This is a genomic window from Serratia proteamaculans, from assembly GCF_946227095.1.
GTDB lineage: Bacteria > Pseudomonadota > Gammaproteobacteria > Enterobacterales > Enterobacteriaceae > Serratia > Serratia proteamaculans_E.
In genome coordinates, this window is sequence record NZ_CAMISV010000010.1 from 14,656 (window position 1) to 34,613 (window position 19,958).

Annotated in this window: 17 protein-coding genes; 10 read left to right on the top strand and 7 right to left on the bottom strand. The window is 56.1% G+C overall.

Features of this window, described 5'->3' with window-relative positions:
- Positions 1 to 57: 57 nt before the first annotated feature.
- Positions 58 to 684 carry a uracil phosphoribosyltransferase gene (gene upp / locus OC597_RS18810; protein WP_017893631.1) on the bottom strand — a complete coding sequence of 209 codons (627 nt, stop codon included), beginning with the start codon at positions 682 to 684 and terminating at the stop codon, positions 58 to 60.
- A 255-nt stretch (positions 685 to 939) separates the two neighbouring features.
- Here upp and purM point away from each other — a divergent pair, with 255 nt between their 5' ends.
- Both purM and purN read left to right on the top strand, forming a co-directional pair.
- Entirely contained in the window at positions 940 to 1,977 is a 1,038-nt protein-coding gene (gene purM / locus OC597_RS18815) for a phosphoribosylformylglycinamidine cyclo-ligase (RefSeq protein WP_207979958.1), read from the top strand.
- A complete protein-coding gene (gene purN / locus OC597_RS18820; RefSeq protein ID WP_261259090.1) occupies positions 1,977 to 2,615 on the top strand; it encodes a phosphoribosylglycinamide formyltransferase in 639 nt (212 codons plus the stop codon). Before purM ends, purN begins: the two co-directional genes overlap by 1 nt.
- Before the next feature lie 50 nt (positions 2,616 to 2,665).
- Here purN and OC597_RS18825 read toward each other — a convergent pair whose 3' ends face one another.
- On the bottom strand, positions 2,666 to 2,935 hold the full coding sequence (locus tag OC597_RS18825) for a type II toxin-antitoxin system RelE/ParE family toxin (RefSeq protein WP_261259088.1): 270 nt from the start codon (positions 2,933 to 2,935) through the stop codon (positions 2,666 to 2,668).
- Positions 2,936 to 2,938: 3 nt separating this feature from the next.
- Entirely contained in the window at positions 2,939 to 3,133 is a 195-nt protein-coding gene (relB, locus tag OC597_RS18830) for a type II toxin-antitoxin system RelB family antitoxin (protein WP_099062595.1), read from the bottom strand.
- Between the two features lie 146 nt (positions 3,134 to 3,279).
- Between relB and speG the strand changes: the two genes are divergently transcribed.
- On the top strand, positions 3,280 to 3,834 hold the full coding sequence (speG, locus tag OC597_RS18835) for a spermidine N1-acetyltransferase (RefSeq protein ID WP_099062596.1): 555 nt from the start codon (positions 3,280 to 3,282) through the stop codon (positions 3,832 to 3,834).
- A 78-nt stretch (positions 3,835 to 3,912) separates the two neighbouring features.
- Here speG and pstB read toward each other — a convergent pair whose 3' ends face one another.
- The 3 genes from pstB to OC597_RS18850 are packed head-to-tail and all read right to left on the bottom strand — an operon-like array spanning position 3,913 to position 8,577.
- Positions 3,913 to 4,725 (bottom strand): phosphate ABC transporter ATP-binding protein PstB, encoded by an 813-nt coding sequence (gene pstB, locus OC597_RS18840; RefSeq protein ID WP_261259086.1) that lies wholly within the window; start codon positions 4,723 to 4,725, stop codon positions 3,913 to 3,915.
- Between the two features lie 28 nt (positions 4,726 to 4,753).
- A complete protein-coding gene (gene pstA / locus OC597_RS18845; protein ID WP_261259085.1) occupies positions 4,754 to 6,406 on the bottom strand; it encodes a phosphate ABC transporter permease PstA in 1,653 nt (550 codons plus the stop codon).
- Positions 6,403 to 8,577 carry an ABC transporter permease subunit gene (locus tag OC597_RS18850; RefSeq protein ID WP_262209989.1) on the bottom strand — a complete coding sequence of 725 codons (2,175 nt, stop codon included), beginning with the start codon at positions 8,575 to 8,577 and terminating at the stop codon, positions 6,403 to 6,405. Before OC597_RS18850 ends, pstA begins: the two co-directional genes overlap by 4 nt.
- 394 nt (positions 8,578 to 8,971) lie before the next feature.
- Between OC597_RS18850 and ppk1 the strand changes: the two genes are divergently transcribed.
- Positions 8,972 to 11,035, top strand: coding sequence for a polyphosphate kinase 1 (ppk1, locus tag OC597_RS18855; protein ID WP_261259082.1), 2,064 nt, complete (start codon positions 8,972 to 8,974; stop codon positions 11,033 to 11,035).
- Positions 11,036 to 11,045: 10 nt separating this feature from the next.
- Positions 11,046 to 12,596, top strand: coding sequence for an exopolyphosphatase (gene ppx / locus OC597_RS18860; RefSeq protein ID WP_261259081.1), 1,551 nt, complete (start codon positions 11,046 to 11,048; stop codon positions 12,594 to 12,596).
- Between the two features lie 32 nt (positions 12,597 to 12,628).
- On the opposite strand, the gene OC597_RS18865 is transcribed toward ppx, so the two are convergent.
- On the bottom strand, positions 12,629 to 14,848 hold the full coding sequence (locus tag OC597_RS18865) for an EAL domain-containing protein (RefSeq protein WP_262209992.1): 2,220 nt from the start codon (positions 14,846 to 14,848) through the stop codon (positions 12,629 to 12,631).
- 456 nt (positions 14,849 to 15,304) lie between these two features.
- Between OC597_RS18865 and OC597_RS18870 the strand changes: the two genes are divergently transcribed.
- The 5 genes from OC597_RS18870 to OC597_RS18890 all read left to right on the top strand — a co-directional run bounded on the left by OC597_RS18870 (position 15,305) and on the right by OC597_RS18890 (position 19,877).
- A complete protein-coding gene (locus OC597_RS18870; protein WP_261259079.1) occupies positions 15,305 to 15,484 on the top strand; it encodes a YfgG family protein in 180 nt (59 codons plus the stop codon).
- A gap of 190 nt (positions 15,485 to 15,674) precedes the next feature.
- A complete protein-coding gene (gene mgtE / locus OC597_RS18875) occupies positions 15,675 to 17,108 on the top strand; it encodes a magnesium transporter (RefSeq protein ID WP_261285886.1) in 1,434 nt (477 codons plus the stop codon).
- Positions 17,109 to 17,270: 162 nt separating this feature from the next.
- On the top strand, positions 17,271 to 17,627 hold the full coding sequence (locus OC597_RS18880; RefSeq protein ID WP_262209994.1) for a hypothetical protein: 357 nt from the start codon (positions 17,271 to 17,273) through the stop codon (positions 17,625 to 17,627).
- Complete coding sequence (locus OC597_RS18885) at positions 17,576 to 18,568, top strand: PAS domain S-box protein (RefSeq protein ID WP_262209996.1); 993 nt, start codon at positions 17,576 to 17,578, stop codon at positions 18,566 to 18,568. The genes OC597_RS18880 and OC597_RS18885 overlap by 52 nt, the downstream gene beginning before the upstream one ends.
- Before the next feature lie 52 nt (positions 18,569 to 18,620).
- Entirely contained in the window at positions 18,621 to 19,877 is a 1,257-nt protein-coding gene (locus tag OC597_RS18890; protein ID WP_262209998.1) for a diguanylate cyclase domain-containing protein, read from the top strand.
- Positions 19,878 to 19,958: the final 81 nt, after the last annotated feature.

Genomic DNA, 19,958 nt, shown 5'->3' on the forward strand with positions numbered 1-19,958 from the left:
GTTTTTTCCTCAATCATTTTCCGGTCAAAAAAAAGCCGACTCACGTCGGCTTCAATTTTATTTGGTACCAAATATCTTATCGCCCGCATCACCCAGGCCCGGCACGATGTAGCCCTTGTCATTCAGGCATTGATCGATAGAAGCGGTGTACAGCTCGACGTCCGGGTGCGCTTTCTCCAGCGCGGCGATACCTTCCGGTGCCGCTACCAGTACCAGCACCTTGATGCTGTTGCAGCCGGCTTTCTTCAGCAGATCGATAGTGGCGATCATCGAGCCGCCGGTCGCCAGCATCGGGTCAACAACCAGTGCCAAACGCTCTTCGATATTGGAAACCAACTTTTGGAAATAAGGTACCGGCTCCAGGGTTTCTTCGTCACGGTAAACGCCAACCACGCTGATGCGTGCGCTAGGGACGTTTTCCAGTACCCCTTCCATCATGCCCAGACCGGCACGCAGGATAGGCACAACGGTAATTTTTTTCCCTTTAATCTGGTCTATTTCAACCGGACCACACCAGCCATCGATGGTCACTTTCTCTGTTTCCAGATCGGCGGTCGCTTCATAGGTCAGCAAACTACCCACTTCCGAAGCCAGCTCACGGAAGCGTTTGGTGCTGATGTCATTTTCACGCATCAGGCCAAGCTTGTGTTTCACCAGCGGGTGTTTCACCTCAACGATCTTCATCATTTTTCTCCTATTAAGGTGGTTGACGGCCAAAAAAATCGCCGGATTATACCTCCTTTTGCCGACTGCGCCACCCACAATAGCCCGATCGGGATCAACAAAAGATTGAATAACAGTATAGATGACGAAAAAGCGGAGCTGGTTCACAAGCCACTCGCAAACGTTTGCCTGCGCTGTTAGAATTGCCGCGCCTTAGTCCGGAATCAATGCCGGATGCACAGTTTTCAAACCGCAAACCGTCGTGGGGATCGCGCAGTGACCGACAAAACCTCTCTCAGCTATAAAGACGCAGGTGTCGATATCGATGCTGGCAATGCATTGGTAGACCGCATCAAAGGTGTAGTTAAACAGACCCGCCGCCCTGAAGTGATGGGTGGTCTGGGCGGTTTTGGCGCCCTGTGTGCGTTGCCGCAGAAATACCGCGAGCCGATTCTGGTGTCCGGTACCGACGGCGTAGGCACCAAGCTGCGTCTGGCGATGGACCTGAAACGACACGACACCATCGGCATCGATCTGGTTGCAATGTGTGTGAACGATTTGGTGGTACAGGGCGCCGAGCCGCTGTTCTTCCTGGATTACTTCGCGACCGGCAAACTGGACGTGGACACCGCGGCCAGCGTGATTACCGGTATCGCCGAAGGCTGCAAGCAGTCTGGTTGTGCGCTGGTCGGGGGTGAAACCGCCGAAATGCCGGGCATGTACCATGGCGAAGATTACGACGTGGCCGGCTTCTGCGTCGGCGTGGTTGAGAAATCCGAAATTATCGACGGCAGCAAGGTTCAGTCTGGCGATGCCTTGATCGCCCTGGGCGCTTCTGGCCCGCACTCCAACGGCTACTCGCTGGTGCGCAAAATCCTGGAAGTCAGCAATACCGACCCAACCACCACCGATCTGGAAGGCCAAACGCTGGCTGACCATCTGCTGGCCCCAACCAAGATTTATGTGAAGTCCGTGCTGGAGTTGATCGAGAAAATCGACGTCCATGCTATCGCTCACCTGACCGGTGGCGGCTTCTGGGAAAACATCCCGCGCGTGCTGCCGGAAGGTATGCAGGCGGTGATCGACGAATCCAGCTGGCAGTGGCCGGCCGTCTTCACCTGGCTGCAGCAGACCGGTAATGTCAGCCGTCACGAAATGTACCGCACCTTTAACTGTGGCGTGGGCATGGTGATCGCACTGCCGGAGGAATTGGTTGAATCCGCCATCGCATTGTTGACCGCAGCCGGTGAAAAAGCCTGGAAGATTGGTAAACTGACCGCTTCTTCTGACGAACAACAAGTGGTCATCAACTGATGAAAAAGATCGTGGTGTTGGTCTCCGGCCAGGGGAGTAATCTCCAGTCACTGATCGACGCCTGCCAGCAGGGCCGGATTGCCGCCAAGATTGTGGCGGTATTCAGCAACCGGGCGCAGGCTTATGGCCTGCAACGTGCAGCAGCGGCAGGCATTGCCGCCCATGCGCTGGATGCCAAGGCCTTTGCCGACCGTGCGGCGTTTGACGTCGCACTGGCGGAAGCCATCGACCAATACCAACCCGATCTGGTGGTGCTGGCCGGCTACATGCGCATTCTCAGCCCGCAGTTCGTACAGCGCTTTACCGGGCGCATGCTGAACATTCACCCTTCCCTGCTACCGAAATACCCGGGGTTGCATACCCATCGGCAAGCCATAGACAACGGCGACAGCGAACACGGCACCTCGGTGCATTTCGTGACCGAACAGCTCGACGGCGGCCCGGTGATTTTGCAGGCCAAGGTGCCGATCTTCCCCGGTGACGAGGAAGATGAGGTGGTTGAACGGGTACAGGTCCAGGAACACCAGATTTATCCGCTGGTGGTGAACTGGTTTGCCGAAGGTCGGTTGGCGATGCGTGATAACGCTGCCTGGCTGGACGGTGAACGCTTGCCCGAACAGGGGCATGCGGCGGACTAAAGTGCATCTTGAGTTTCTTCAAACCCTGGCTTTCAGCCGGGGTTTTTTATTCAGGGATATTCACGTTTGGCATGAATAACACTCAGAACTTCTATATGCCCGATGATTCTATAAACAACCAGATAGTTGGGATGGACGACAATTTCTCGCGTATTATCCACCCTACCCAAGCGGTACATTAAAGGGTTTAACGGCAGGGAAAGGACCACCGCTTCGATTTCCCGGTGCAATTTTCGCGCCGCCTGCGGGTTTCTGTCATCGATATAATCAATAATGCTCCATAGCTCTTCCTGAGCCTCACTGCTCCATTCTATCCGCATTGATCATCCCATTTTGCGCAATTTTTTCTTTGCCGCTAGACGAGTTTGCATTTCAGTCATCACTTGTTCGTGTGAAATTCTCGGTTGTTCACTGTTAATTGCGCTCTCAACCTTGGCCCGGTACCAACGATCGTAACTCTCTGTTTGCTCAGCCGAGCCCAGCACCGGCAAAGTGGAGAGTGGAGGTTTTATCGCCATGGAATACGCCCTCTCTGGGTTGTCTATATTTCAGGCAGTATAACGGCTTTGTTTACGAAAAAATACGCGACTCAGAGCTTCATCCTGACCATAATGTATTGTCCGGTATTATCATTGGTACCCATCCACGACATTAAGGAACCCCCATGTCCAGCCCTACCAACGTCAAGCTACGCCCACTGGAACGGGATGATTTGACGTTCGTCCACCAGATGGACAACAACGCCAGCGTGATGCGCTATTGGTTCGAAGAACCCTACGAGGCCTTCGTGGAGCTTTCCGACCTGTACGACAAGCACATCCACGACCAGAGCGAACGCCGCTTTATTATCGAACACCAGGGTGCCAAAGTCGGCCTGGTGGAGCTGGTAGAGATTGACCATATTCACCGCCGCGCAGAGTTCCAGATCATTATCGATCCTACTCATCAGGGTAAGGGCTACGCCACTATCGCCGCCAAGCTGGCGATGGAGTACGGCTTCTCGGTGCTGAACCTGTATAAGCTGTATCTGATCGTCGACAAAGAGAACCCGAAGGCGATCCATATTTACAGTAAGCTGGGCTTCGAGGTAGAAGGCGAGTTGATCGACGAGTTCTTCGTTTACGGTGAATACCGCACCGTGCTGCGCATGTGTATTTTCCAGCCGCAGTACATGGCGAAGTTCAAAACCGCTGCCAGCGATAAGCCTCTGGTGAAGTAAACAAAAAACCCGCGGAAGCGGGTTTTGGCATGCTAAAGACCTGAGTTCTATTTCACCGGCAGAAAGCGATGCGGCGCCTTAACCATAGCGCCCGGTAATGTAATCCTCGGTACGGCGCTGGCGCGGCGAGGTGAAGATGTCGTCGGTGTCGTTATATTCCACCAATCGGCCCTGGTGAATAAACGCCGTGTAGTCCGATACTCGCGCCGCCTGCTGCATGTTGTGCGTTACCAGCACCACGCTGTAGTGTTGTTTCAGCGCGGAAATCAGCTCTTCGATGGTGAGCGTAGAGATTGGATCCAGTGCCGAGGTCGGCTCATCCAGCAGCAGCACTTCCGGCTCTATGGCGATCGCTCGCGCAATCACCAACCGCTGCTGCTGGCCACTGGAAAGGCGAAACGCGTTCTCACGCAGCCGATCTTTCACTTCGTGCCAAAGCGCTGCCGCACGCAGCGAGCGCTCTACCGCTTCGTCCAGGATCCGTCGGTCACGCACGCCCTGCAGGCGCAGGCCATACACCACATTTTCATAAATCGACTTGGGGAACGGGTTCGGGCGCTGGAACACCATACCGACCCGCCGTCTCAGTGCCGCGACATCGATTTGTGTACCGCTGATGCCCTGGCCGTTAAGCTGCAGGTCACCTTCAATTCGGCAGTTATCCACCAAATCATTCATCCGGTTGAAACAACGCAGCAGTGTCGATTTACCGCAGCCAGAGGGGCCGATCAGCGCCGTCACCCGATGTTTCGGAATTCGCAGTGAAATATCGTGCAGCACCTGCTTCTCACCATAAAACAGGTTGAGATCCTTTACCGACAGCGCGGTATCTTCATCACCAAGATGCTGGACATCCAGCCGGGGCAAACTGCCTGGCGTCATCAAACTCATTAGGCACTCCCCAGGAATAGCTTCATTGTTACTGCGACCATGCTCTGTACCGCTCCCTTAGCGAATGTCGAATACCCATCGCCGCCAGATTCAACCCCACCACAATCGCCACCAGCAGGAAGGCGGTGGCAAAGACCAGCGGCCGGGCAGCTTCCACACTCGGGCTCTGGAAGGCCATATCGTAAATCTGGAAGCTCAAGTGCATAAACTTCCGCTCCAGATGCAGATACGGGAAAATATCATCCACCGGCAGTACCGGCACGGATTTCACCACGCCCACCAGCATCAGCGGCGCGGTCTCACCCGCGGCGCGCGCTACCGCCAGGATCAGGCCAGTCATCATTGCCGGTGCGGCCATGGGCAAAACAATGCGCCACAGAGTTTCCGCCCGGCTGGCCCCCAGGGCCAACGATCCCTGACGCAGGGAGGCAGGAATACGCGACAGCCCCTCTTCGGTAGCAACGATCACCACCGGCAACGTCAACAGTGCCAGCGTCAATGCCGCCCATAGCACGCCCGGCGTACCAAAGGTCGGGTTGGGCAGCGATTCCGGATAGAACAACTGATCGAGCGTGCCACCAATCATATAAACAAAGAAGCCGAGACCAAACACCCCGTAGACGATCGACGGCACGCCGGCCAGATTCACCACCGCAATACGGATCAGCCGTGTCAGCAGATTATTCCCGGCGTATTCGTGCAGATAGACGGCGGCAATGACACCAAACGGCATCACCACGATCGACATCAGGATCACCATCAATACCGTACCGAAAATGGCCGGAAATACGCCGCCTTCGGTGTTGGCCTCACGTGGGCTGTCACTGAGGAACTTCTTCACCTGCTCGCCCCAGTGCACCAACTTCTGTGTGGTATTCATCGCATTGGGATACCAGGCATCGCGCACCTGGCTGAGAGAAATAGTATGGACCTGGCCATGCATATCACGCAGCAGCAGCGCATCACGCTGGCGATCGCGGTTCAAGCCTTCCAGTCGGTCAGACAGCAAGCGATACTGGCGCTGCAGCTCCAGCCTCTCTGCCTTGATGGATGCCTGCGCACGGGCGTCGAGCTGGTCGTCATGCAGCAGACTTTTCTCCCGCAGCCGCAACGCGTCAAACCGTTGGTTGATGCGCGCCATATCGCGGAACTGAATATCATGTGCCTGCCGCGAAAGTGCGGCAATTTGCGGCAAACGCTGTAGCAACGCCTGGCTGAGGTTACGCCCGGTCAACGGCTGGCCGTCCTCCAGCATGCCCGCCAGATAACCATAGGCGGTGCCATTGCTGTTGCGTTCCAGTACCAGCAAATTGCGCGGCGTGCTTTGGCTTAGAATGTCACCGGCCAGCAGTGTGCGGAAGTCCTGCCCTTCGCTCTCTCGGTTGCCCACTTTAATCAGGTAACGTTCAAAACTCTGCGCATCCCCCGGCGGCAAGGTAACGCCAGACTCCTGCAATTGACGGCGCGGAATACTCTGCTGCTGATACAACTCGCCGATCATCGTCACCGGCCCGGCAGCGCTCTGATTGAGCTCAAACTGGTAGACCGGGCTGGGCCAGAAATAGCGCATCCCCTGCCCGGCCAGCAACAGCATAATGCCGATCAACGCCAGCAGGCTGACGGCCACCGATCCGGCGGTCAGCCAGATCCACGGCGAACCGCTCTTTGCCCAAAGCCTCATGGCGCCTCCTGATTCAGGGTATAGCGTTTACGCAGGCGCAAACGGACTGCCTCCGCCAGCGTGTTGAACACAAAGGTGAAAATAAACAGCACCAGCGCGGTCAGGAACAGCACCCGGTAATGGCTGCTGTCAGCCACCGCCTCCGGCATCTCGATAGCGATATTGGCCGCCAGGGCGCGCAGCCCCTGGAACAGGCTGCCGTCGATTACCGGCGTATTGCCGGTCGCCATCAGCACAATCATGGTTTCCCCCACCGCTCGGCCAAAACCGATCATCAGAGCAGAGAAAATACCGGCGCTGGCCGAAGGCAAGACCACCCGCATCACGGTTTGCCACTGGGTCGCGCCCAGCGCCAACGAGCCCTGGCTCAGCGTCGCCGGCACGCTGAACAAGGCGTCTTCCGCCAACGAGAAGATGATCGGCACCAGCGCAAACCCCATCGCCACACCGACCACCAGCGCATTACGCTGGTCATAGTCATCGCCCAGCCAGAAATGCAGCGGTTCGCCAAACAGTTTGACCTCCAGCCACGGCCCCACGCTGAACGCCAGCCAAACGGTGAGTATCATCAACGGCAGCAGGATCAGCAGATCCATGCCCGGTGGCAAGCGACGCGGTGCCAGCTTGTTCAGCAGAGCGCCGCAGGCCAGCACCACTACCGCCAACAGCAGCGGCAGCGACAGCACCGCCAACAGATAATGTTCAATCACCGGCGCCAGCCAGATACCTGCCACCAGCCCAATCACTACCGTTGGCAGCGCGCCCATCACCTCGATCGCCGGCTTAATCACCCGTCGCAGCCCGGCCGACATGAAATAGGCGGTATAAATCGCCCCGGCCAATGCCAGCGGGATGGCGAACAGCATGGCGTAAGCCGCTGCCTTGAAGGTGCCAAAAATGACCGGCATCAGGCTAAATTTGGCCTGATAGCTATCCTCACCTGAGGTAGATTGCCAAACATAGGCCGGTTCGGGGTAATTCTCATACCACACCTTGTGCCACAGCGAGCGCCAGGTGACGTCGGGATAAGGGTTATCGATTGGATAATGCTGCCAGCCCTGCGCCGTTTCCAGCAGCAGACCGTCACCGCGTGGGGCGAATGCCATTTGCTGTACGCCGGTGCTCAACCTGCCGTTCAGCAGCGGCTGCGGCTGAATGCTGGAGAACAGAGAGAAGCCACCGTCAGGTCTCAGGGTGGCAAACACCCGACGATAGGGCTCGGCCACCAGCAAATCCTGTGGCTCGGACTGGTGGTCGAAATGCTGCACCGGGGTCAATTGCCAGCGCTGATCCTTTTCAACATCGAACCATTCACGTATGCCACCGTCAGCCGCTTCGATCAATAACGCGCTACCGCCGGGCAAGGCCGTCAGTTGATAAGGCGTGTGATCGCCGAGGATGCGCGTTTCTTTAAGCTGTAACTGGGTGTCGTTAATTTGATAGCGCGCCAGTCGGTTACCCGACAGCAGATACAATTGACGGCCGTCCGGCGTCAGCACCAACTGCTGCACCGCGCTCTCCAGCGGGCTTTCGCTCAACTGCGGCGCTTGATCGCTGCCAAAACGGCCAAATACCAAACGGTGGTCATCAGTGACACCAGCCAGCAGATAGTGACCGTGTCGCACCTCGGACAGTGCCAGCAACGCCAAAGGCCGTCCCTGCTTATCCAGCGCTAGCGGCCGTTGCCCCAGTGGAAATAGCCACTGCGGTGCGGAGGTGCTCGCGGCGGCAAAATCCGCGCTGGCAACGATAAAGCGGCCATCGGCCTGCGCCAAAGCAAACAGATCGCGTTCACCGGCCGCCTGGGTCAACAACGTCGGTTTGGTCAGCAATGGTTGCTGCGACAACGGCGTGCCCGCTGCGGCGGCGTCCTGCGGTACCAATCGGTAGAACTGCCCCAGCCCCTGCGCATCAATGCGGTACCCGATACGCTGCTGCACATCCATGCCCAGCGCCAGCGCAGGCGCGGTGGCGCTGATCGGCAAAGGCTTGGCCTGCCCCATCGTTGCCGGTTTAAACAGCGGCAGCACGGCAAACAGCAGGTAAACGAAGATCAGCATTAGCGTCATCAGCACCAGTAGCCCGCTGACGGTCACGGCCGCCTGCACGCTACGGTCGATGCGCGCACGCAGCCGATCCCGGGGATGTTGGTTTACCGTAGTCTGTGCCATGTCTCTCGCTGTCGCTGATGTAAGCAGGCTTGCGCCATAGAATAACCGGGCATCTTATGTCAGTTTTATGACGTTTGCATGACAAAGTTACCCGCCAGGCGCAGCGCATTTTGCGCTACCCATCAGCATTATTAATGCTATATATTGCTGAAAAATGATGATAAACCCGATCACATCTATAAATATAAAGCATGAAACACGCCATTTTATGCCAGTTGGTGATGACCAACAGTTCCCACGCCGCAGAAAATATATTTACCGCTCAAAATGCCTCACACCAAGGTAATGGATGTGTTGGACTTTCCTGTCAATCTCTCGCAATAATGATGAAGGACACTAGAGCGGCATCCGGGCTGCGTCCCGGATCCTTTTCTAAAATTGAACTGGAGTGGCAATGGGTCAGGAAAAGCTCTACATCGAAAAAGAACTAAGCTGGTTATCCTTTAATGAACGCGTATTGCAGGAAGCCGCAGATAAGAGCAATCCCCTGATTGAGCGCATGCGTTTTCTGGGCATTTACTCCAATAACCTTGATGAGTTCTATAAGGTCCGCTTTGCCGATCTCAAACGACGTATCCTGATCAGTGAAGAACAGGGTTCTGGTGGCGCTTCACGTCATCTGCTGAAAAAGATCCAGGCCAAGGTATTAAAAACCGATCAAGAATTCGACAGCCTGTATAACGATTTGCTGCTGGAAATGGCGCGGAATCAAATCTTCCTGATCAACGAGCGTCAGGTGTCGGAGAACCAGCAAATCTGGCTGCGACAATACTTCAAGCAGCATCTGCGTCAGCACATCACGCCCATCCTGATCAACCACGAAACCAATCTGGTGCAGTTCCTGAAAGACGATTACACCTATCTGGCGGTGGAGATTATTCGCGGCACACGCATCGATTATGCGCTGCTGGAGATCCCGTCGGATAAAGTGCCACGCTTCGTCAATCTGCCACCGGAAGCACCACGCCGGCGCAAGCCCATGATCCTGCTGGACAACATTCTGCGCTACTGCCTGGATGATATCTTCAAGGGCTTCTTCGACTACGACGTACTCAACGCCTATTCGATGAAAATGACCCGCGACGCGGAATACGATCTGGTCACCGAAATGGAATCCAGCCTGCTGGAACTGATGTCCTCCAGCCTGAAACAGCGTCTGACCGCCGAGCCGGTGCGCTTTGTTTACCAGCGCGACATGCCGAATGAAATGGTGGAACTGCTGCGCGGCAAGCTGGGTATCTCCAACTACGATTCGGTGATCGCCGGCGGCCGCTATCATAACTTCAAAGACTTTATTGGCTTCCCGAACGTCGGCAAGGCCAATCTGGTCAACAAACCGCTGCCCCGCCTGCGCCATATCTGGTTCGAAAAGTTCCGCAACGGTTTTGACGCCATCCGCGAACAGGACGTGCTGCTTTACTACCCATACCACACCTTTGAGCACGTGCTGGAGCTGGTGCGCCAGGCGTCGTTTGACCCCAGCGTACTGGCGATAAAAATCAATATTTACCGCGTAGCGAAAGACTCACGCATTATCGAATCGATGATCCACGCCGCCCACAACGGCAAAAAAGTGACGGTGGTGGTGGAGCTACAGGCACGCTTTGACGAAGAGGCCAACATCCACTGGGCCAAGCGTCTGACGGAAGCCGGGGTACACGTTATCTTCTCTGCGCCGGGGCTGAAAATTCACGCCAAACTGTTCCTGATCTCGCGCCGTGAAGGCGACGAAATTGTGCGCTATGCTCATATCGGTACCGGTAACTTTAACGAGAAAACCGCGCGTATTTATACCGACTATTCGCTGTTGACCGCCGACTCACGCATCACTAACGAAGTGCGCCGAGTGTTCAACTTTATCGAAAATCCGTACCGGCCAGTCACCTTCGACAACCTGATGGTGTCGCCGCAAAACTCGCGCCTGAAGCTGTATGAGTTGATCGATAAGGAAATTGCCAACGCCGAGGCAGGTCTTCCGGCTGGCATTATGCTGAAAATCAACAATCTGGTGGATAAAGGGCTGGTAGATCGGTTATATACGGCATCCGGCGCCGGCGTAAAAATCCGCCTGTTGGTGCGGGGTATGTGTTCTTTGATTCCCAACCTGCCGGGGATCAGTGACAATATTCAAGTAATCAGCATCGTCGACCGCTATCTGGAACACGATCGGGTTTACGTTTTCGAAAACAAAGGTGACAAACTGGTTTATCTGTCCTCTGCCGACTGGATGACCCGTAACATAGATTACCGCATCGAAGTCGCGGTCTCGCTGCTGGATCCAACGCTGAAACAACGGGTTCTGGATATTCTGGAAATCCTGTTCAGCGACACGGTCAAGGCTCGTTACCTCGATAAAGAACTGAGCAACCAGTACGTCCCGCGCGGCAATCGCCGCAAAGTTCGTTCTCAGGTTGCCATTTATGAGTATTTAAAAGCTCTGGAACAACCAGGACAGTAGGCCAGCCACTATGCCGCTAAAAAGCACTGCAACAAACAAACCGCAGGAAATCGCTGCCATCGACCTCGGGTCGAACAGCTTCCACATGGTGATTGCCCGCGTCGTCAACGGCGCCTTACAGGTGTTGGGCCGTTTAAAACAACGGGTCCACCTCGCCGATGGATTGGACAGCAACAATGTGCTCAGTGAAGAGGCAATAGAACGCGGCCTGGCTTGCCTGGCGCTATTTGCCGAACGCCTGCAAGGCTTCCCGGCAGATAACGTCACTATCGTCGGTACCCATACCCTGCGCCAAGCGGTTAACGCGGAAGTGTTCCTCAAGCGTGCGGCTAAAGTGATCCCCTACCCGATCGAAATTATCGCCGGGCAGGAAGAAGCGCGTCTGATCTTTATGGGTGTGGAACACACCCAACCGGAAAAAGGCCGCAAGCTGGTGATCGATATCGGTGGCGGTTCTACCGAACTGGTGATCGGCGAAGACTTTGAACCGCTGCTGGCAGAAAGCCGCCGTATGGGCTGCGTCAGTTTCGCCCAACAGTTTTTCCCCGGCGGTGAAATCAGCAAAAACAATTTCAAACGTGCACGCCTGGCGGCGGCACAGAAGTTGGAAACCCTGGCCTGGCAATACCGTATTCAGGGCTGGCAATATGCCCTGGGCGCGTCAGGCACCATCAAGGCCGCACACGAAGTGCTGGTAGAGATGGGCGAAAAAGACGGCCTGATCACCCTGGAACGGCTGGAGATGCTGGCGGAACAGGTGTTGCAGTTTAAAAGCTTCAGTTCCCTGAGCCTGCCGGGGCTGTCGGAAGACCGTCAGTCGGTCTTTGTACCGGGTCTGGCGATCCTGTGCGGCGTATTCGATGCGTTGGCGATCCGCGATCTACGTCTTTCCGACGGCGCGCTGCGCGAAGGCGTACTGTACGAAATGGAAGGCCGTTTCCGCCACCAGGATATCCGCAGCCGTACCGCCAAAAGCCTGGCCGATCACTACAATATCGACCGTGAACAGGCCAAACGGGTGCTGGATACCACCGAGCTGTTATACGCACAGTGGATGGCACAAAACACCAAGCTGGCGAATCCTCAGTTGGAAGCGCTGCTGAAATGGGCCGCGATGCTGCATGAAGTGGGGCTGAGCATCAACCACAGCGGCATGCACCGCCACTCGGCCTATATTCTGCAAAACACCAACCTGCCTGGCTTCAACCAGGAGCAGCAGTTGCTGCTGGCGGCGCTGGTGCGCTTCCACCGCAAGGGCATCAAGCTGGAAGAACTGCCGCGCCTGAACCTGTTCAAGAAGAAGCATTATCTGCCGCTGATCCAACTGTTGCGCCTGAGTACCCTGCTCAACAACCAGCGCCAGTCGACCACCACGCCAGAGACCCTGCGCCTGAGCACCGACGATAACCACTGGACGCTGCGCTTCCCGGCCGGTTATCTGGCACTGAACAATCTGGTGCAACTGGATCTCGAACGCGAACAGGCCTACTGGAACGACGTGGTAGGCTGGAAACTGATTTGCGAAGAAGAAGGTTCTCAGAACGAGCAACGCTCGGCCTGAGTCTGTGCCCCCTGACAGCCGGGGGGCACAATTCAATCTTGTACCGGTAACAACGCCGCCAACGGTTGTGGTTCACCGATGAAATAACCTTGCATATAGTCAACACCGACCCCCTTCAACGCAGCCAACTGTTCCATGCTTTCGACGTATTCCGCCACAATGGTCAGCCGCTTCATCCGTGCCACCTTGCAGATAGACGCAATCACCTGGAAATCCACCGGGTTGGTCAGCATGTCGCGGACAAACTCGCCGTCGATTTTCAACATGTCGACCGGCAGTATCTTCAGCCGTTCGTAGCTGGCATAACCGGTACCGAAATCGTCCAGCGCGATGCGGCAGCCCATTTCGCGCAGCGCCTGCAGGTTCGACCTGGCGTAATCCGTATCCTGCAGCAAGTGCGATTCCGTGACCTCCAGCGTCAGCTGATAGGGCTCAATCCGGTACTGCTCCAGCAGGCTGTTCACATCGTGGCACAGCATCGGTCGGCACAGCGAAGAAGGCGACAGATTCACCGCAAAGCGCGCGCTGGGGAGCTCTGCCCGATGCTGATCCATAAATTTCAACGTATGGCGCAGTACCCAAATGTCCACCCGATAGGACAGACCGAACTCGTGCGCCACCGGCAGAAAATCATTCGGCGAGATGATTTGCCCCCGTTCGTCGTGCATACGCAGCAAAATTTCATGATATCGGTCGCCACGCAGGCCAACGATCGGCTGCGCCATCAGGATAAACCCATCGTTATCCAGCGAATATTGCACGCCGTGCAGCAACGCCACCTTACGCTTGATTTCCCCCTGCACCAGATGACCACCGTTTTGCACGCTCTCCGGTTTGCCGCTGGTCAGTGATACCTCCGCCAGCGAGCTCAATTCCCCCAGCAGAAGGTAGAGATGTTCAAAATCGGCCACCACGCTGCAAAATCCTAACCCCAGCGGGGGGTGGAGCGGCAAGCCGTTCCATATCAGGCGAAATTTCTCTAGTGCGCGGTAAACCTCCGCCACCTTTGCTTCGCTGTTTTCGGCGTCCACTCGCAGCAATAGATCATAACCCGGCAGGTGGTAAACCCCCTCGCCAGGTGCCAACACCTGATGCAGTAGCGCCGCCAACTGCTGCTTGAAGCGAATGCGTAACTGCATGCCGTAGTTACGGCTCAGCAAATCCAACTCGCTGACCCGTAGAAAACACAGGGTTGAAGGTGGCGACTGGGCCAGATCGCGCTTGAGGGCACGCAGGTTAGGCAAGCCAATCACCGGATCCTGCAGCGAGGCGCTTTGTGCTCTGGCGTGGCTCAAACGCTGACGGGTATTGAGTGCCGACATCAGGTAAATGCACAGGGTAAACACCACCATCATCGAAGAGATCACCGCCAGGTTAAGCAGCAGATTCTCGCGCTGGGTATACCCGGGATAATTGAAAAACAGTACCAGCAGGGTGGCGGACCAGATAATACAGATGAATTGATAGCCAAAACGCATCGCACCGTACAACATCACCGGCAGCAGCAATATCAGGCCGTAGCCCCCCAGCAGCAAAGGATTGGCACTTTTGGCCTGATAAGACAGCAGAGCCACCATAGCGCCCAGCACTGACAGCCACAGCACCAGTTCTTTTTTATTGACGTTTGGCGCCATTTCGCGGCCAAAACGCCGCCAAAGGGTCAGAGCAAATCCGGGCTTGTTCAGAATGCGTAACATGAAGTAAAACAGCGGCATGGCGGAGAGGCTACCCAGCAACAAAGCCTGGAAATTAACCAGGGCCAACAGGTGGCTGCTATCGCCCGGCATCATTCCCAGTTCATCAGGCAATTGGGCAAGACTGACCAGCAGCTTCAGGCCGAAGATAAACAGCAGCGCCGGCAACACCACCAACCAGATTAGGCGCGCCTTGACCAGCGCCGGTACCCCCGGGGCCGCACACCAACGCCGCTGGGTTTGGCTACGGTACCCCAGCCAGCACAGGCCCAGACAAAACAGGTACAGCAACATCACCAACATGCCGCTTTCCAGGCCCAGTCGAAGACCGTAACGCAGCATGATAGCCAGGGTAATGCCCGGCAGCGCACGCCAGTCATAAACCATCAGCAACGCCATGCAGGCCGTCAGTGGCAGATAGAGCAAATAGACTTTGCCCTCGGGCAGCATAATGCGCGGTGACAACCAACCGGCGAACGGGATCAATAACAGGCCCCAGATGAGGGGACAACCCCACCAGCGCTCGCGCAAAAGCTTCCAGAATATTGGCTTAACCATAAAAATAGCGAATCCTTCAGAGCGTAATTCCCTTCACGCGTTCAGGTAATAAGGCAGGTTCCTTTACGTACCTCTCTCCATTCATGAGGCAAAGTGAAAATAACATATGCGACAGGGGAATGGGGGGAATTTTAGGCGCTGGGGTCAGCGGAGGCTTGACTGCGATCAATCAAAAAAGAAAAGTTGGGTAATAATGTGTAAAGCCCTATTTTGTATTGCCTTAACCCGCTGATCCCAGAGAGAAACTAAAACCCGAGCTAAACACCGGTGAAATACCTTGTTTTGCCGTCTGGAAATAAATAGACAATATTTGTCATCGATAGCTAAAATTCCGGTTACAATTTATCGGCTTTAATCCCCCGCCATCCCCAGACAGGATCGAGGCAATGTATCCGCCCCCTCCCGCTGGCAAGACGCACGGGTATAACACAGGAAACCGGCATGGCCGGGTGATATATGCGTAAAAAAACCACCGGACAAATGACGAAAATAGTGCTGTTTATCAGCTTTATCATTTTGGTCGGCCGTCTGTTGTATGCTGCGGTTGTCGCGGTGCCCCATCATCAGGAAAAACAACTCGCCCCTTATCAAAGCACCACCGAGATCGGCGGTGAAAATCAGGACACAACCCCCTGAACCCACAGACTCGAGCTCCTCTGCAGGGCTTGCGAATAGTTAAGCAGCCTGCCGGCGTTTCGGCATGCCAGGCCCCTTACTTATTCCTCAGCTTCTGCACCCATATCATAAAAATGACGCCTGCATTCACTATGCTCTATGTTGTCCAGAGTCCGTCTGTAAGGATCACCGAGTGCCAGTAAGGAATACCATGTCAGCCGCAACGCATAACGTTAAAAAAGTCGCTGAGTATCGCCAGCGCATTCTTTCTCTGCTGTTAAACAACAAAGACCTGGTCGACGGCATTCTCGGTCGCCCAGGGGATGAAAATGCCCTCAGCAAAAGCGAACTGCTAAACCAGACCGCTGAAATCACCGGCCTGCTGGATGATATGCACGCCGCTGACCTGGCAGACTTGCTGGAAGCCCTGCCGCAGGACGAGCGCCTGGCATTGTGGCGATTGATCGGCAACGCCAAACGCGGTCAGACGCTGGTGGAAGTGGCCGAACCGGTGTGGGACAGCCTGATCGAAGAAATGAGCGACAAAGACCTGCTCAAAGCGATTAAAACGCTGGACGTCGATGAACAGGCCTATCTGGCGCAATACCTGCCGCGTAACCTGATGGGTCGCCTGCTGACCTCAATGGATCCGGAGCAACGCGCGCAGGTGCGCGAGATGATCCACTACGGTAAAGATACCGTCGGTTGGATGATGGATTTTGAACTGGTCACGGTGCGCCCGGACGTCACCCTGGGGGCGGTGCATCGCTTCCTGCGCCTGCGCAAAACCATTCCGGCAGCCACCGACAAACTCTTCGTCACCGATCGTAAAAATACCCTGTTGGGCGAATTGCCGCTCACCGCCGTGCTGCTAAATGACCCGGAAACGCTGGTGCAGACGGTAATGGACAGCGATCCCACCCGTTTTCTGCCGGAAGATAAAGCCGAGGCAGCCGCCAGTGCGTTCGAACGTTATGACCTGATCAGCGCCCCGGTGGTTGATGCCAAAGGCAAGCTGATGGGCCGTCTGACCATTGAAGAAATCGTTGACGTGGTCAACGAAGAAAGCGACAGCAACCTGCGCCGCATGGGGGGCTTAAGCCCGGAAGAAGACGTGTTTGCCCCGGTCAGCAAAGCGGTGAAAACCCGCTGGGCCTGGTTGGCGATTAACCTGTGTACCGCGTTTATTGCCTCACGCGTTATCGGTCTGTTTGAACACACTATTTCGCAACTGGTGGCGCTGGCCGCATTGATGCCGATTGTCGCGGGTATCGGCGGTAATACCGGCAACCAGACCATCACCATGATCGTTCGTGCGCTGGCGCTGCATCAGATTGAGGTCGGCAATATTTCCCGCCTGATGTTCCGAGAGCTGGGGGTCGCCATCATCAACGGCGTGGTCTGGGGCGGGATCATGGGGATAGTCACCTGGCTACTGTATGGCGACTGGGCGATGGGCGGCGTGATGACGCTGGCGATGATCCTCAACCTGCTGGTAGCGGCGCTGATGGGGGTAGTGATCCCGATGACCATGCTAAAAATGGGGCGCGATCCGGCGGTCGGTTCCAGCGTCTTGATCACCGCACTGACCGACACCGGCGGCTTCTTTATTTTCCTCGGTCTGGCCACCATTTTCCTGCTCTGAATCCTGATGGCCGGCGGCAACGCCGGCTTTTGCTACAGCTCACTAAAACCGCCTGATCCAGTAGGCTTTCTTGCCGCACTGTACTACCCTTTGGCAATAAACTTTTCACCTCATCCGCGTCATGACGTCGTTCAGTGACAGATGCCAGTATTAAGGTTGTCTATGGATATCAGCGCACCGAATCATCTCACCACGCGCAAAAGCGCACTGCTGACGCATACCTTACTGGCGGCCGCCGTGGTTTTCCTGTTGGCGCTGCTGTGCCTGACGTTGTCCAACGAGCCCAGCCACTTTACCCCGCTGTGGTTCCCGACCGCCGCCATCATCACGGTGCTATATCGCTACTCACCACACCAGTGGGGCTTGCCCTTGCTGGCCAGTGGAGCCGCCATTGTCACCGCCAGCTCGCTCCTGTACGGCTTTAGCTGGCTGCCGTTCAAACTGTCGCTGATCAACCTGCTGGAGGCGTGGTCTGTACTCTGTTGCTGCGCCGTATGCTGTTACCGGACGATCCGCTGAACAGCCTGGCCAGTTGGCTAAAATTTGTGGTCTGTGCGGTGATCTTCACCCCGTTATTCAGCGCTTTACTGGCGGCCTGGTGGGCTCCAATCCCCGGACAAAGCTTCTGGCAGCCGTTTAACACCTGGTTTATTTCGGAAGCCATTGGCGTGCTGTCGCTGGCCCCTATCGGGTTGGTGTACCGCCGTCGCATGCTGGAGCAGTTAAACCTTTTCCCGCTGTTATTGGCGCTGATAGCGTCGCTGGTTTTCGGTTATCTGGCGCTGGCCCACCTGCCCTTTCCATTTACCTTCGTCATCCTGCCGCTGCTGTGGGCGGCGATCGCTCTGCCACGGCTGGAAGCCTTCACCATCTGCTTTTGCACCACGCTCATGATCACCGTAATGATTTCATTGGGGTTATTGCATTTCCGTACACCCACTACGCCGCTCAGCGACATTGAAATCTACCTGCCGATCCTGTTGATTCTGATCCCGGCGCATTCGATGGCGATGGTGATGCACGCCTTCCGGGTAGAAAAGCAGCATATCGTCGAGAGCGAAATCCGCTTTCGTAATGCGCTGGAGTATTCCGCCATCGGTATGGCCTTGGTGTCACCGCAGGGACAATGGCTGCAGGTCAACCAGGCGTTGTGCAAGCTACTGGGCTACACCCCGGAGGCGCTGCGACGCCTGACGTTTCAGGAGATCACTCACCCGGACGATCTCAATGCGGATCTGGTGCAGTTGCGCGACCTGCTCGACGGCCATATCAGCAGCTACACCCTCGAAAAACGCTATATCCGCAGCGACGGTGAGCACGTCTGGACGCTACTGGCGGTATCGATGGTGCGCGATGCCGAAGGCCTGCCGCTGTATTTTATTTCTCAGGTGGAAGACATCAGCGAGCTGAAACGCACCGCAGCGGAAAATCACCGCAGCGGAAAATCACCGGCTGGTTGAGCGCATTACCCTGGCCAATCAGGTCGGGGGGATCGGCGTTTGGGAGTGGGTGATGGACGGCGAAGAGCTCACCTGGGACAAACGCATGTTTGAGCTTTATGACCTCAGTCCGGACCAGAAGCCGACGCTGTCGCTGTGGCGGACCCTGCTGCTGCCGGAAGATCGTGAGCGTACCGACCTTGAGATGTCCTCTTTGCTGGACCAGCCACGACCGTTTATCCTGGAATTCAGACTGCTCACCCGCGAAGGGAAAGTGCGCCATATCCGCGGTCAGGGCAACGTCATTCTGGATACCCAGGGCAAGCCACTGCGCATGATCGGCACCAACATCGACATGACCGAAGTACGCAACCTGACCGAAGCGCTCCACCAGGAGAAAGAGCGTCTGCATATCACCCTCGACGCCATCGGCGAAGGTGTAATTTCAACCAACGATGCCATGCAGATTACCTTTATGAACCCGGTGGCCGAGCAGATGTGTGGCTGGCCACTGAGCCTGGCGGTGGGCATGCCGATCGCCGGGGTGGTACGCATGACCAACGGCAAAGACGGCTCAGAAGTCGAAAACCCGGTTCAGTGCTGCCTGCACGAAAACCGCCAGCTTTCAGCCGATTATGCCCTGGTGCTGCACAGCCGCGACGGCCGCCACTTCGACATTCAGCAGTCGGTATCGCCGCTGAAAACCCTCAATGATGAAGTGATGGGGGCAGTGATGGTGCTGCAAGACGTCACCGTCTCACGCGAATTGATGCGTAAGCTCAGTTACAGCGCCTCTCACGATGCCCTGACCACCCTGCCCAATCGTACCAACTTTGAGAAACGGCTGAAAAACGCCATCGCCGGCGCCGCTGAAAAACAACGCCAGCATGCGTTGGTGTTCCTCGATCTCGACCGTTTTAAAGCGGTCAATGACAGTGCCGGCCATGCGGCAGGGGATGCGTTGCTGAGGGATATCGCGCAACTGATGCAGCACCATCTGCGCCACAGTGACTGTCTGGCCCGGCTGGGTGGCGATGAGTTCGGTCTGATCCTGTTTGACTGCTCATCCGAGCAGGCCAAATCCCTGATGCAGCAACTGGTGAACTACATCAGCCAGTACCCATTCTATTGGGAGGGCAAGGTTTATCACGTCGGGGCCAGCGCAGGCATCACCTGCATCCATACCGGCGGCGGCAATAGCAGTGAACTGCTGGCACAGGCCGATATCGCCTGCTACACCGCCAAACATCAGGGTCGCGGGCAGGTCTATCTGTACGAAGCACGGCAAAAAAAGATGCTGAGTCCTGAAGAACCACACCGCAAAAGTTAGCCACAAGGGTCTGACAATAGCACTGAGACAGCCGCGGGCGGCATGACTCCGCGGCTGTCTTCGACGTTCGCTCCCCTCGTT

What these genes read in the sequence shown, in the direction of transcription:
- upp (WP_017893631.1), bottom strand. Translation starts at nt 684, where the DNA reads ATGAAGATCGTTGAGGTGAAACACCCGCTGGTGAAACACAAGCTTGGC.
- purN (WP_261259090.1), top strand. Translation starts at nt 1,977, where the DNA reads ATGAAAAAGATCGTGGTGTTGGTCTCCGGCCAGGGGAGTAATCTCCAG.
- OC597_RS18825 (WP_261259088.1), bottom strand. Translation starts at nt 2,935, where the DNA reads ATGCGGATAGAATGGAGCAGTGAGGCTCAGGAAGAGCTATGGAGCATT.
- relB (WP_099062595.1), bottom strand. Translation starts at nt 3,133, where the DNA reads ATGGCGATAAAACCTCCACTCTCCACTTTGCCGGTGCTGGGCTCGGCT.
- speG (WP_099062596.1), top strand. Translation starts at nt 3,280, where the DNA reads ATGTCCAGCCCTACCAACGTCAAGCTACGCCCACTGGAACGGGATGAT.
- pstB (WP_261259086.1), bottom strand. Translation starts at nt 4,725, where the DNA reads ATGAGTTTGATGACGCCAGGCAGTTTGCCCCGGCTGGATGTCCAGCAT.
- pstA (WP_261259085.1), bottom strand. Translation starts at nt 6,406, where the DNA reads ATGAGGCTTTGGGCAAAGAGCGGTTCGCCGTGGATCTGGCTGACCGCC.
- OC597_RS18850 (WP_262209989.1), bottom strand. Translation starts at nt 8,577, where the DNA reads ATGGCACAGACTACGGTAAACCAACATCCCCGGGATCGGCTGCGTGCG.
- ppk1 (WP_261259082.1), top strand. Translation starts at nt 8,972, where the DNA reads ATGGGTCAGGAAAAGCTCTACATCGAAAAAGAACTAAGCTGGTTATCC.
- ppx (WP_261259081.1), top strand. Translation starts at nt 11,046, where the DNA reads ATGCCGCTAAAAAGCACTGCAACAAACAAACCGCAGGAAATCGCTGCC.
- OC597_RS18865 (WP_262209992.1), bottom strand. Translation starts at nt 14,848, where the DNA reads ATGGTTAAGCCAATATTCTGGAAGCTTTTGCGCGAGCGCTGGTGGGGT.
- OC597_RS18870 (WP_261259079.1), top strand. Translation starts at nt 15,305, where the DNA reads ATGCGTAAAAAAACCACCGGACAAATGACGAAAATAGTGCTGTTTATC.
- mgtE (WP_261285886.1), top strand. Translation starts at nt 15,675, where the DNA reads ATGTCAGCCGCAACGCATAACGTTAAAAAAGTCGCTGAGTATCGCCAG.
- OC597_RS18880 (WP_262209994.1), top strand. Translation starts at nt 17,271, where the DNA reads ATGGATATCAGCGCACCGAATCATCTCACCACGCGCAAAAGCGCACTG.
- OC597_RS18890 (WP_262209998.1), top strand. Translation starts at nt 18,621, where the DNA reads ATGGACGGCGAAGAGCTCACCTGGGACAAACGCATGTTTGAGCTTTAT.